Source organism: Roseovarius sp. B-10 (assembly GCF_056859295.1).
Map to the genome: position 1 here is coordinate 16,244 of NZ_JBSXOE010000034.1, position 12,810 is coordinate 29,053.

Sequence of the window (12,810 nt, forward strand, 5' to 3'; positions counted from 1 at the left end):
CCTCGTGATGCGTCTTGTATGGCATCTTGCGCTATCCCCTCCGGGGGGATAGCCCTTGCATATGACGGAACCGCATGTCCACGCAAGTCACCCCAAGATCACATCCCGGCTGAAACGCGCCGAGGGGCACCTCCGCTCGGTCATCACCATGATCGAGGCGGGGCGGCCCTGCCTTGATTTGGCCCAGCAGTTGCAGGCCGTGGAACAGGCCGTCCGCAATGCCAAGCAGGCGCTGATCCATGACCACATGGATCATTGTCTCGACGGTGACGTGGCCGGCGACCGGGATGAACTGAAGGCCATCGCCCGCTATCTCTGAGGGGCACCACCCTCGAAATTCTCACCGAACGCACCTACCGCCACCCGTTCCTGCCCCAGGTTGTCGCGCTTCTCGGCACAGGCCTGGCGATGGTGGCGTTGGGTCTCTTGGCCTACGCCCTCGGCGGTGAGGGCGCGTCGATGGTGCTCGGCATGGTCTTCACGATCAGGATGGTCGCCTATGTCGGCATCGCGCCCATCGCTGGAGACTTTGTCGACGGGGTGAACCGGCGCGCGCGGCTGGTGACGCTGGACGTGATCCGAGCGGGCGCGGCCCTGTGCCTGCCCTTCGTTACAGAGGTCTGGCAGATCTACGTCCTGATCTTCCTGCTGCAATCGGCCTCGGCCGGCGCCGCGGCCGCGCTCCGGCTCTGGCCCAAGGAAGACCCCGAGGTGCTGGAACACACGCACGATAACCTGCCGCTGGACCACCCCCATTTGAAGAGACATCGGCGCCATGCGCACCGCTTCGTCGTTGACGACAATCATCCTCGGTGGGCGCTACATCTGTGACCGCCGAGAAGGTCGCCTAAGCCGCGTCCGCTGCGGCATGCCGGGCGAAGCTCAGACCCAACAGCCGGGCCACAGCAAACAGCACCAAGAGCGCCAGAGCCACAAGCAGGGCGTAGTCCTGCGGCACCCCCAACAGGATGGCGGCACTGCCCCCAATAGCTGCCCAGAGACCGGGAGCGATCAGCAGCCACCGCGTCACCCGCCACGTCCCGGTCAGGAGGACGCCAATGGTGAAGATCGTCGTCGGACACGGTGCGACACCAAAGACCGGCATATCTGGCCAGCCATGCCCGGCGAGCCAGCCCCAGAAAGGGTAGAGAAACATCGCGAAGAGGATCAGCAGAAGCCCCACGGCCGAGCGCGCGTCCACCGCGGCCGCGAAGCGGAATGCCGGGCTCTGCACCGACAGGACGATGAGCAGGGCCGCCTGAGCGAGGAACAAGGCGGCGAAGAACGCGGCCGCGGCATTGATCTCGCGAAAGAATATCCAGTGATAGCCGATCCCGTTCACTACCCACATCGCGGCCAGCGTCGCAGAGATGAACAACGCCGCCCACCGGCCAGACCGGAAAATGAGGCCCACGCATAAGAGAGCGAGGAAGTAGAACAGAAGAGCAAGGGGCCAGACAGAAGCATTGTATTGCCCGAAGAGGGCAAAGAAGGCGTCCTGTGTAAAGGGCAGGTCCATACCGAGGCATCCTTTGCGCGATTGAAGCGGACGCCGGCACACATCGCACGTTTCACGCTCAGCGTGCGTTGATACGCATCAAATTTGAAGAAGGCAGTCCGGAAGCGGACACTGCTCTATGAAGCGACAGATGTCTGGTCTGGGCCGAATTAGCATCTTGGGCGAAAACAGCTCCATGGCTCACGATTCTCTCGCATGACGCTGCGCCCGCTTAAAGAAATGCCGCGTGGCCTGCTCGCGCGCGTCCTTGTCGGTCATGACGATGTTGCGCATCTCGTTGTCGTTCTGAAACATCTTGACCATGCCCCGGAAGAACGCCTGCGAGAATGCGTTGTAGACCACGTCGGCGGGATTGTTGCGCACCATCTCGGTCATGTCCTCGTCCATGATCTCGCGGGTGACGCGCTCGAAGCGGAGGAAATCATCGCGCGAGAAGCTCGTCCCGTGCCGCTCGTTGAAGGAGTCGATGATCTCCGAGAGTGATCGCTCTTCTTCTTCGGTGTAGGCATTCGCGCCGAACTCGGTGATCGGATCGAGCGTTGCGGTCTCACCGGCCGCGAGTGAGGCGCTGCCTTCCTCGCCCTTCTGCAGCTTGAAGGCCGACAGGGTCAGCATATCGTCGGTGATCGTGATGTCGGCGGGCACATCGCGTGACGGCAGCAGGCGCGAGAGCCAGGCCGAATAGGCGTAGAGCTTCTCCAGCCAGGCGTCGTTGAGCGATACCACCTGCGCCACGAACGCGTAGAAGCGCAGGAAGCTCTTGAGGAGTTGCCGGAACTCCTCCTGCTGCGCCTCGTCCTCATCGAGATTGAACCGCTCCACAGCGAGGCGCACGGTGCCTTCGAGGGCCAGCCGGTCCTGGGTCGTCAGATCGCCCTTGAAGAACTGATCCGCGAACCGCTCGACCTCGTCCTTGTGGATGTAGGTCGCGTTCGTGATGCGCTGTTCCAGATCATAGATCTGGTTGAGATCGGTGCGCTCCTCGAGGGCTGTCGCCTCGAAGAACGGCGCAAACGCCTCGCGGATCTCCTCCATCGTGTTCTGGAAGTCGAGCACGTAGGTCGGCTTGTCCTTGCCATAGCTGCGGTTCAGCCGGGCCAGCGTCTGCACCGCCTGCAAGCCCGCCAGCTTCTTGTCGACATACATCGCCACCAGCTTCGGCTGGTCGAACCCGGTCTGGTATTTCTCGGCCACCACAAGGACCTGGTAGTCGTCCGTGTCGAACCTCTTGGTCAGTTCTGTCTCAGCAAAGCCATTCGCGGTCGCCTCGGTCCAGACATGGCCATCGATGGTCAGATCGCCCGAGAAGGCCACCAGCGCCCTGAGGCCGGTATAGCCCTTATCCTCGATGTAGCGGGTCAGCTGCTGCCAGTAGCGCAGCGCGTGTTCGCGGCTCTGGGTGACGATCATCGCCTTGGCCTGGCCGTTCAGCTCCTTGGCGACATGGCGGCGGAAGTGCTCGACGATTACCTCGACCTTCTGGTCGATCGCCGTGGGGTGCAGCGAGGCGTAGCGTGCGACCCGGGACTGCGCCTTGCGGCCCTTGAAGGCGGGATCGTCCTCGATGGTTTTCTCAAGCTGGTAATAGGCCTTGTAGGTCATGTAATTCTTTAGGACATCGACGATGAACTCCTCCTCGATCGCCTGGCGCATCGAGTAGAGGTGGAACGGGTGCGGCTTGCCATCCGCGCCGATCCGCCCGAAGCGCTCCAGCGTCACGTTGCGCGGCGTCGCGGTGAAGGCCAGGAACGAGATGTTCTTCTGCGGCCCCCGCGCCTTCTGGAAGGCCAGCACCAGGTCCTCGATGTCGTCCGAGCTGGTGGCGTCACGCGTCAGCGCGTCGCTCATCGCCTGTGCGGCCTTGCCGGACTGCGAGGAATGCGCCTCGTCGATGATCACCGCGAAATTGCGCCCGGCCTGGCCCGAGATCGTCGCCAGATGCTCTGTGCCGAATTTCTGGATCGTCGTGATGATGATCCGCGCGCCCCTGAGGATGGCGTCCTTCAGATCGCGGGACGTGCCGTCGATCTTCTTCACCACGCCCTCGGTCTGGGCAAAGCCGCCGATGGTGTTCTGCAACTGCCGGTCCAGCACCAGGCGGTCGGTCACGATGATCGCGGTGTCGAAGAGCGGTTTGTCGTCCTCGTCATGCAGGTTGATGATCTGGTGGGCGGTCCAGGCGATGGTGTTGGACTTGCCGGACCCGGCGCTGTGCTGGATGAGGTAGTTCTGCCCGGCCCCCTGCGCCCTGGCATCGGCCAGCAATTTGCGCACCGCGTCGAACTGCTGGAAACGCGGGAAGATCAGCACCTCCTTGCCACCCGAGCGTTCGAGGTGGATGAACCGGCCGATCAGGTCGAGCAGCACCTCGCGCGAGAACACCGCGCGCCCCTTGGGCAGATCCTTGTAGAGATAGGCGACCCGGTTCTCGCCCGGCACATCAGGGTTGCCTGCCCCGCCGTCGCGACCGCGGTTGAAAGGCAGGAACCGCGTCTTGCCGTTCATCAGCCGCGTGGTCATCGACACGTTGTCCTGATCCACCGCGAAATGCACAATCGCGCCGCGCTTGAAGGTCAGGAGCGGCTCGCCCGCCGGGGAGCGGTCCTGCCGATACTGCTTCTCGGCATGGCGCACGTTCTGCCCGGTGAGCAGGTTCTTGACCTCCAGCGTCGCGACCGGGATGCCGTTGACGAAGGTCACGATGTCGATGGATTTCTTCGGGTTCTTGGCGCTGTAATGCACCTGGCGCATCACCGACAGGATGTTCGCCTCATAGAGCCGCGTGAGATCGGGGTTCAGGTTCGAGGCGGGTTTGAAGAAGCACAATGCAAAGCGGATGTTGGGCACCAGCTTGATGCCGTCGCGCAGCACCACGTGGGTCGGGTTATCCTTGAGCGCCTTGTCGAGCCGATTGAGCACCTCCGCCTCGGCCTGCGCGCTGTAGTGGTCCTCGAGCGTCTGCCATGCCTCGGGCTGCGTGGTCTTGAGGAACCGGAACAGCAGCTCGGTGTCGAGCGCATGGGCCACGTCATAATGCGCCGCACAGTCGCGCTGGATATATCCCTGGTCAGCGGTCAGGCAGGCGACGATATGTTTCTCGAACACCTTCTCCTGGTGAATGTCTGCGGTGGTGTGGGTATCGGTCATGCTAATAAATGCTCAAAGATCATCCGCGCGTCATCAATGGATTGAATACCTAGACGCGTGATCGGTTTGGTTCGAAAATCGTCGTAACCCTTGAGATTACTGTTCGCGTCGTCGCGCCCCTTTCGCGCTGGATCGGGGTATTTGTCCTGCCAAGTAGACCCCTTCCAGACCTTCTTTGCAACGTCCACGGTCGCAGGAGGAGACGGTGGGGCATACATGCTGACGACCCACAGATTCACGCGGCCCTTGTGGTCGAGTTCGACTCCGATTGCGCGGCGTCGTCCGCGTGTCGTCCAGACCGAAAGATGCACCTTCTGACTGGTCGCGGTCTTCGGCGGGACAGGATCGCAGTTTGCATTCAGTTGCGCACGGACGAATGCTTTGAGTTCGGCGATGGTGTCGGTCACGCGCCCATCTCCTCTTGAATCGCGTCGAGGCGGCGGTCGGGGGTGCCGGATTTGGCGTAGGCCTCCACGTCGATCTGCCCCGTGACAGCGGCGGTGATCAGGGCGGAGCGGTATTCTTTGAGGCGTTCGGCGTGGCTCAGAACCTTTAACTTCAAGTCCGCAAGGCGTTGTTCGTGAATACTCAGCGTGGACGCTATCCGGGATTGTTCTGCGCTTGGGGGTGTTGGAACATAGACCCGCTTGAGGTCAAAGATGTTGATGCCGCGCACTGCCGCGCCGAGGGATTTCGATTCAAGTGGATGGAAGACTGCCGTGGACTGGAGCGCATAGCGCAACCACTGAACATCCACGCCGCGTCGCGGTGCGATCCTTGCGGCATCTTGGGTTAGGTTCGCGCCCTCAATGCTTGGCGGCACGATTTCAATGTCCCCAATGCCGCCACGAATAGAGATAACCAAGTCGCCTGCTTTCAAACGTGACCGAACATACGATTCTTCTATTTCGACCGTAGTCCGGCAGAGTTTGCCGGGATCAAGGCGTCCGGGTTTCACGTCGCCACCCTTCACGATCAATGGTCCATCTTCCATGTTAGGACCGGGCAACACGATACCATACATGATGGGGCGTTTCTGGTCTGTGAGAAACTTCAACCTGGTTTTGGTCCAATCGTTCGGCAGATATTCCCAGTCAGGACTATTGGGGAAGATGTGGTGGTTCAGGGCAGCGCGCCAGCGTTCTGATGCGAGGTTCAGGAACCGCTGCTTTTTCTCGATCAGCAGGTCTATTCTTGCGGTCTCACGGTCCAGAAAGTCGGCAATCCGGCGTTGGGTCGCGAGGTCGGGGAGATACACCTTGTTGGACAAACTTTCCTTCTTGATGTGGCGCATGGTGGAACCGTGCGCATCATCGTCCGACCAACGAGGAGCATGTTGCTTGATCAAATAGTAAAGGTATTTCTTGTTAGCGTTCTTCTTGGGCACGACCTTGAAAATGTGTTGGTTCAAGACCGCATCACCTCGGTCCCAGATGAATGCGTCTATGGTGGCGGACCAGGAGAATAGCAGGTCGCCGTCCGAGATTTTCAGAAGTCGTGGGATGTGACCTTCGAAGTAGCTATCGAACGGTTTTCCAGTCAATTGAGCGATGCGGATGATCGGTAGTCCCTCATCGCCCCAGTCTGAGGGCTTGAACGCTGCGCCGTTGAGGAACTGCGCAGTGTGTTTGATGGGGATCATCACTCAACCACCTCCTGCAGCAGCCCTGCGATCTCGGCTTCCAGCGCCTTCAACTCGGCGTCGATCTCCTCGAGCGGGCGCGGCGGCACGTATTTGTAGAAGTAGCGGTTGAAGTTGATCTCGTAGCCGACGCGGCCGACGCCGCCGTCGTGGGCGTCGGTGGAGCTCTCGTCCACCCAGGCGTCGGGGACGAAGGGCAGCACCTCGCGCTGCACATAGGTGCGCCAGTCCTCATCCAGCGGCACCAGTTCGTGATCGCGCAAGTCAGTGTCGGGCTCGGGATTGCCCTTGGCATCGGAGCAGACCTCCGCCGCCTCGTCGCGCTCCGACAGCGCCCCCAAGATGGCCTTGCGCACCGGCGCGCCGATCTTGACCCCAGCGGCCCTGAGCGAGTCGCTGAGTGCGGTATCGAACGCGCTGCGGCTCACCCACCGCTCATCCGCCAGATGCTGCTTCAGCGACTTCAGAATGGCGCTCTGCGTCGCCTCGTCGAGCCTGGCAAAGGGCTTGGCCTCGCGCAGCGCCTCCAGCCCCTCGGGCGTGACCGCGAAGGCCAGCTTCAGCGGTCGCTCGACCCGGATTTCGCGATAGCCGAAATCGGTGGTGGCGAAGATCTTGGACACGTCGCCCCAGTCGCCATTGCCGTTGAGCATCTCGGCATAAAGCCGCGTGATCTGATCGCAGGCATCGGGCGGAATCTCCCGGCGCTTGGAGCCGAGCGACTTGCGCATGGATTTCCAGAACCGCTCGCCGCTGGCGTCGATCAGCTGCACCTTGCCGCGCCGGGCGGGGTCCTTGCGGTTGGTGAGCAGCCAGACATAGGTCTGAATGCCCGTGTTGTAGAAGAGGTCGGTGGGCAGCGCGATGATCGCCTCGACCCAGTCATTCTCCAGCATCCAGCGGCGGATCTCGCTCTCGCCCGACCCGGCCCCGCCGGTAAAGAGCGGCGAGCCGTTCATGACGATACCGATGCGCGAGCCCTGCTCGTCGTGGCGCATCTTGGAGATCATGTGTTGGAGGAACAGCAACTGCCCGTCCGAGATGCGCGGCAGCCCGGCCCCGAAGCGCCCGGACATGCCCTGCTCGGCGGCCTCGTCCTTGATCGGGTCAGCATATTTCTTCCAGTCGACGCCGTAGGGCGGATTGGAGAGCATGTAGTGGAACCGCCGATCGGCATGCGCGTCCTGGGTCAGCGTGTTGCCGTAGGCGATGTTCTCGGGGTTGTGGCCGGTGACCAGCATGTCGGATTTGCAGATCGCGAAGGATTCCGGGTTCAGCTCCTGGCCGAAGAGCTCGACGCGGATGCGGTCGTTGAGCGCCTTCATCTCCATCTCGGCGATCGACAGCATACCGCCGGTGCCCGTCGCCGGGTCATAGACCTGGCGGATGACGCCGGTGCCGGTCAGCGCATCACGGTCGTTGATCAGCAAGAGTGAGACGATCAGCCGGATCACCTCGCGCGGGGTGTAGTGTTCGCCCGCCGTCTCGTTCGAGATTTCCGAGAACCGCCGGATCAGGTCCTCGAAGAGATAGCCCATCTCCAGGTTGGAGACGGTATCGGGATGCAGATCGATCTGGGTGAACCGGTCGAACACCTGGTAGAGCAGCCCTGCGTCGTTGAGCCGCTTGAGCTGATCGGTGAACAGGAACTTGTCGAGGAACACGTCGCGGACATTGCCGGAGAAATTCGTGATGTAGTCGATCAGGTTGCGGTGGATGTCCTTGGGATCCTGCCCCTTGAGCGTGGCGAAGGTGAAGCGCGACTCGTTGTAGAGACGGATGTTGGTGCCCACGACCCCGGACAAGAGCGCGTCGCGCGCCTCCTCATCCATGTCCCCGGGCAACGAGGCAGCCATCTCGAGAACGTCCTGCTTGGTTGCCTCCAGAATACAGTCGAGCCGCCGCAGGACCACGAACGGCAGCACCACCTTGCCATATTCCGATTGCTTGAAATCACCCCTCAGAAGTTCGGCGATCGACCAGACGAAACTCCCGAGGCTCTTGATATCACTGCTGCTCATTACCGTCCCTGACTTTTTACCGTCCCTGACTTTTTCTCGCTCAGGATGTGCGCTGCGCCGCCAGAGCGCAAGTGTCAGTGGATGAGATGTCGTGATGCGAGTGAACGGGATCGCAGTCGACTGCGGTCACCACAGTCATGCTTACCTCCTGTCGCGCAAGCATGACCAGATGTTCGACGAAATCCTCAAGCGCACATGCCTGTCAGGCGATACTAAATGGCTCACGCGAAGCACGATGTTTGCGAGGCTAGCTTACAAGCGCACTGGCGCTGTCGGAGGCTGTCTGCTCGGACAGACAGAGGGCAGCGCAGAGTGCGCGCACTGGACCCGCACAGCCGCTATGGTTAGACGTGAAGAGACGCGCTCAGGCTTCGGGATATTCGCCGTGGTCTTGGGCGGAGGAGAATTAATGGGCGCGAGCCCGATCCTCCTTCAGCCATCCCGCTCCACATAGCCCCCCCTCGGACATCATTGCGATCACTGGCACGAATACGTCCCGGCCCGGTCTTGTCGCTCGCTCTCCCTGTCGCTTGTTTCCCTGCTCGGTGTCAGTCATCTTCGGTATGTGCAGGGCATGTCGCTGTGCCTGGCTGTGCGCGTCACCTGATGCTGTCCTCGTTCTTTCAGCTGTCGGTGCTCGTCTCGGGTGCATGAGCGCATCAGGTGAGCTTCTCAGCGCGTCTTGTGGTTCTGCGCTTGGGTCTGAGCGTGCCCGTGCTGACGTGTCGTTACAACTAAAAAAGGTGTTTTGGCGATGTCGCAAAAGACTAAGTGCCTGATTTTCCTCATGGTGGATGTTTACATATGGAAAGTTAGGCGTCTGAAAATCTGAGTGATGTAAAGGTTTTTTAGGAGCCTGGGAAACGGTGATGTAAACATTTTCGCAGGGTGAATGTTTACATATGTAAACGTCTGGGCGCGGCCATGTAAACATTGTCGCCGGATCGCAGGACGAGCACGTTTCGACTGGTCTCTGCTCCAGGTCCAGCGATATGGGAGCTTTGGGCCTGGGAACTTCGGTGGCACCAGAAGGCATCCCCTACTCACGATTTCGATTTCCCTAGGACTTCGTATGCGCGCTGGGATCCGGCGGGCTGTGTATCGACAGGAAGCGAGCCATTCCCAGCCCCGGCGGGCACGTGTCCCATTTTCGCATACCAAAAGTAATCGATGTTATCCGAACCCCCGCTTCAGGTATCGTCGACTCCGCTCAACTGATGCAGACTGACCGTAGATCCGAGTGGCAGACTTGGTGCGACGCCTGCCTCAGAACGCGGGAATGCCGCGCATGCCGCTGCTGGCCTCGATGAAGAGCCAGTGATCCGGTGGTATGAAGGTGAATAGGCTGTAGGCCAGTATCTGAAGAGCCAGAAGCCCAAAACCGGCGGGAAGGATCACTCCGCGTCGAGACACTGCCTGCGTCAGCAAAACGGCGGACAGGAGCTGTCCGATAAGGATGGCAGCAATGAATGTGCCGATATCGAGCGCAAGGAGGTTGTGGCCTAGGATCGTGACATAGGTGGTAAAGACCATGACGATCAGCACCGCCGTGACAAGCAATCCAGGGCCCTTCACCGCCAGAATCTCGCGGCGTCGCAGCCCCGCCGGGAGTGGCGCGATGGCGGCCCAGAACAGCCCTGGCCAGAAGGCGAGCTTCAAATGCTCCCAGATTGACTCGTTGACCGCAGCAACCAATGCAAGCGGCGCCCATCCCCCGGCAAGCTCGAAGAGGAAATGCAACGCCGAGCCGACCACGACCATGAACGCGGCACCACCAAGCTCGAAGAGGAAGATGCTACGGGTCCTGCCGCTCATGTGTTGGCGCCTGTCCCACTAACCGCGACGGATAAAATCACTGATCGCATCTTGGATGCCGTGACCCGCTATCCGCCAACGGCCAGCTTAATTGTTGCGGTGTCACGCCGCGGCGTAGCTGCTGAACACCTCCGTGCTGCCGTCTCGCAGGATGAGGAAAACGTCATAGGCCTCGCGACGGCTCTCGGGTCCCATGCCCGGCGAACCGTAGGGCATATCCGGCACGGCGAGGCCGACGGCCTCGGGTCGCTCGGCCAGCAGGCGGTGGATATCGGCGGAGGGCACGTGACCCTCGACCATGTAGCCGTCGATCTCGGCCGTGTGGCAGGACATCATGGCCTGCGGAATCCCGGCCTCCATCTTGTGACGGATCAGGGCTGCTCCGAGGCTGTTCTCGGTCGTCACGTTGAACCCGTCGTCGCGCAGGATACGCACCCAGGCCTCGCAGCAGCCGCAATTCGGGTCCTTGAGGACATGGATCGCGGGGAGCGTGCGCGTCGAGGCGAGGTGCGGGGCGGCAAGCGACACGCTGGCAAGCCCGAGAAGCAGGTTACGACGATTAAGATGGGACATGGCGGTCTCCTTGCTTGGCGGAAAGAGTATTGGCGCGGCGCTCGCCGCATGCAAGTGGCGGCCCGCTCAAGTGCGGCGATATGCCGGGACGGGCCGGGTGCCGCAGAGTCTAAGGGAGAAGCTTGCGATCGCTGTATTGCAGCTCTGACGGCGTGCTTGAGCGTGGCTCTCCCGGGACGGACTTTTCCCATAGTGCTTCCTTCCATGCCTGCGAAAGGGTCACAATATCAAACCTTGGGGTTGGACACGTAGCGCGGCAGCGGACCGTTTCTTTCAAGCTGTGTCGAAAGGCAAAAATGCAACCTCGTCACCGGCTTCGAAATGCGCCGCGTCGGCGGGCAGTATGGCCAGACCGTCCGCCTCTGCCAGCCCCGCCACGCGCGCCGAGAAATCGCGCGGCCCCAGTTCCAGCATCGGTCGGCCGGAAATGTCATGTCCGACAAGGCGCGCAGGTCGGTATTCGCGGCGTCCCGGCGCGCGCGACAGGGCGCGGTCGAGCGTGGCGAAACAGGGGCGTTGCGGGACGGGCGTGGCACCGGCGAGGTGGCGGGCGAGCGGGAGCGCGATCATCTTCCAGGTGACAAAGGCCGCGACCGGATTTCCCGGTAGCCCCAGAACGATGGTGCGTCCGATCCGCCCCAGGACCAGCGGCTTGCCGGGTTTCATCGCCAGCCTCAGGGTCTCGGCCGTGCCGCCCGCCGCCTGAATCGCGCGCGCAACGAGGTCCGTCTCGCCGCCGCAGGCCCCGCCGCTGGTGAGGATAAGGTGCGCATGGGTTGCCGCCTCGCGCAGGGCCTCGGCCATGGGCGCAAGCCGGTCCACAACGGTCAGGGGGGGCGCAAGCTCGATCCAGCGCTGGTCTGCTAGAGCGGCAAGCATCGGCAGATTGACGTTCCATATCTGGCCGGGGGCGAGCGGCGCGCCGGGGTCTAGCAGTTCCGACCCGGTGGCGATGAGGGCCATAGGCAGCCGGGTGCGCACCGTCAGCGCGCCTTGCCCGGAGGCCGCTGCCGCCGCGATGTCGCGCGGCGTGAGGATGCGACCCGGGGACAGGATCGTGGCACCTGCCTGCATGTCGCTGCCTTTCGGGCGGATGTTCTGGCCGGGCTCGGGGTGCCTGGAGAACCGGATACCGTCCGCGACCCGTGTTACCTCTTCCTGCATGATCACCGCGTCAGCCCCGTGCGGCAGGGTGGCACCGGTCAGCACCCGGACCGCCGCGCCGGGACACAGCGAAGCGGGCGCATCGCCCGCCGCCACATTACCTGAGACGGGCAAGGTCCAAGGGCCAGCGCCGGCGAGCGCCGTCGTGGTCACCGCATAACCGTCCATCGCGCAGGCATCGAAGGGCGGACCATCGGCGGCGGCCAGCACCGGTGCCGCCAGAACCATGCCACGCGCGGTCATGAGCGGCACTTGTGTAACCGGCAGTTCCTCTGCCTTTAGCCGGATGGCGCGCGCGAGCGCTGTCTCGGGTGGCATCAGCCCCGTGCCGCCTGCGCAGCAATCCTTTTCGATAGGGCGATGCGCGGTCATGACTGAGCTCCTCAAGCGGCGTGTCGGCGCAGATGCGGGGTGATCCAGCCCAGCACGGCGCGTGGGCTGTCGGGCAGTTCCACGGCCAGCCCCGCCGCGAAACTTTCGAATGTGGGGCGGTTGAGGTCATTTACGCCCACAAGCACAGGCACGTCGCGCTCCAGCGCCGAGACGATCACGGGGTGAAAGCCGTGGCCCGTCGCCTCCTGCTTGCCGAAGCGGTTGAGGATGAACAGGTCGGCGGGCGCGGCGGCAAGGTCCTCCGCCACAACCATCGCCGCCGTCTCGATGGCCGCACCGTCGAGGCGGCATCCGGTGGCGTGCCGCCCGAGTTTCTGACTGATATGCAGCCGGGCACCCGTGGCGAGGTCGATCAGATCCATGTCGCAGGCGTGGCGGTCCGGGCCGGTGCAGGGTTCGGGCAGAACCCCGGCGAGGTGGTGTCCCCGCGCACGCAAGGTAGCGGCGACGCTGCGCAGGGTGTCGTCGGCGGCCCCGCGCGATCTCGCATGAATAAAGGCAATCTGCATGGTGTGTTCCTTGTGGAATAACCCTGC

Annotated in this window: 10 protein-coding genes and 1 pseudogene; 2 read left to right on the forward strand and 9 right to left on the reverse strand. The window is 62.3% G+C overall.

Annotation, left to right across the window (positions count from 1 at the left end; genetic code table 11):
• The first annotated feature begins 61 nt into the window (after positions 1-61).
• Positions 62-319, forward strand: coding sequence for a metal-sensing transcriptional repressor (locus AC13D8_RS11195; protein WP_482968910.1), 258 nt, complete (start codon positions 62-64; stop codon positions 317-319).
• Positions 316-666 (forward strand): annotated as a pseudogene (locus tag AC13D8_RS11200) (MFS transporter); the annotation flags it as partial. The gene AC13D8_RS11195 and the pseudogene AC13D8_RS11200, both read left to right, overlap by 4 nt.
• A 181-nt stretch (positions 667-847) precedes the next feature.
• Here AC13D8_RS11200 and AC13D8_RS11205 read toward each other — a convergent pair.
• The 9 genes from AC13D8_RS11205 to AC13D8_RS11245 form a co-directional block, all read right to left on the reverse strand.
• A complete protein-coding gene (locus AC13D8_RS11205; protein WP_482968911.1) occupies positions 848-1,519 on the reverse strand; it encodes a DUF6064 family protein in 672 nt (223 codons plus the stop codon).
• Positions 1,520-1,699: 180 nt separating this feature from the next.
• On the reverse strand, positions 1,700-4,666 hold the full coding sequence (locus AC13D8_RS11210; protein ID WP_482968912.1) for a type I restriction endonuclease subunit R: 2,967 nt from the start codon (positions 4,664-4,666) through the stop codon (positions 1,700-1,702).
• Entirely contained in the window at positions 4,663-5,073 is a 411-nt protein-coding gene (locus tag AC13D8_RS11215; RefSeq protein ID WP_482968913.1) for a hypothetical protein, read from the reverse strand. The genes AC13D8_RS11210 and AC13D8_RS11215 overlap by 4 nt, the downstream gene beginning before the upstream one ends.
• Complete coding sequence (locus AC13D8_RS11220) at positions 5,070-6,308, reverse strand: restriction endonuclease subunit S (protein WP_482969045.1); 1,239 nt, start codon at positions 6,306-6,308, stop codon at positions 5,070-5,072. The genes AC13D8_RS11215 and AC13D8_RS11220 overlap by 4 nt, the downstream gene beginning before the upstream one ends.
• Positions 6,308-8,329 (reverse strand): type I restriction-modification system subunit M, encoded by a 2,022-nt coding sequence (locus AC13D8_RS11225; protein ID WP_482968914.1) that lies wholly within the window; start codon positions 8,327-8,329, stop codon positions 6,308-6,310. The genes AC13D8_RS11220 and AC13D8_RS11225 overlap by 1 nt, the downstream gene beginning before the upstream one ends.
• 1,266 nt (positions 8,330-9,595) lie before the next feature.
• Positions 9,596-10,144: a DUF6512 family protein gene (locus AC13D8_RS11230; protein ID WP_129434747.1), complete on the reverse strand. Its 549-nt coding sequence runs from the start codon at positions 10,142-10,144 to the stop codon at positions 9,596-9,598.
• Between the two features lie 102 nt (positions 10,145-10,246).
• Entirely contained in the window at positions 10,247-10,717 is a 471-nt protein-coding gene (locus AC13D8_RS11235; protein WP_482968915.1) for a DUF411 domain-containing protein, read from the reverse strand.
• Between the two features lie 273 nt (positions 10,718-10,990).
• A complete protein-coding gene (locus tag AC13D8_RS11240) occupies positions 10,991-12,253 on the reverse strand; it encodes a molybdopterin molybdotransferase MoeA (RefSeq protein WP_482968916.1) in 1,263 nt (420 codons plus the stop codon).
• 11 nt (positions 12,254-12,264) lie between these two features.
• Entirely contained in the window at positions 12,265-12,783 is a 519-nt protein-coding gene (locus tag AC13D8_RS11245) for a DUF2478 domain-containing protein (RefSeq protein WP_482968917.1), read from the reverse strand.
• Positions 12,784-12,810 lie beyond the last annotated feature (27 nt).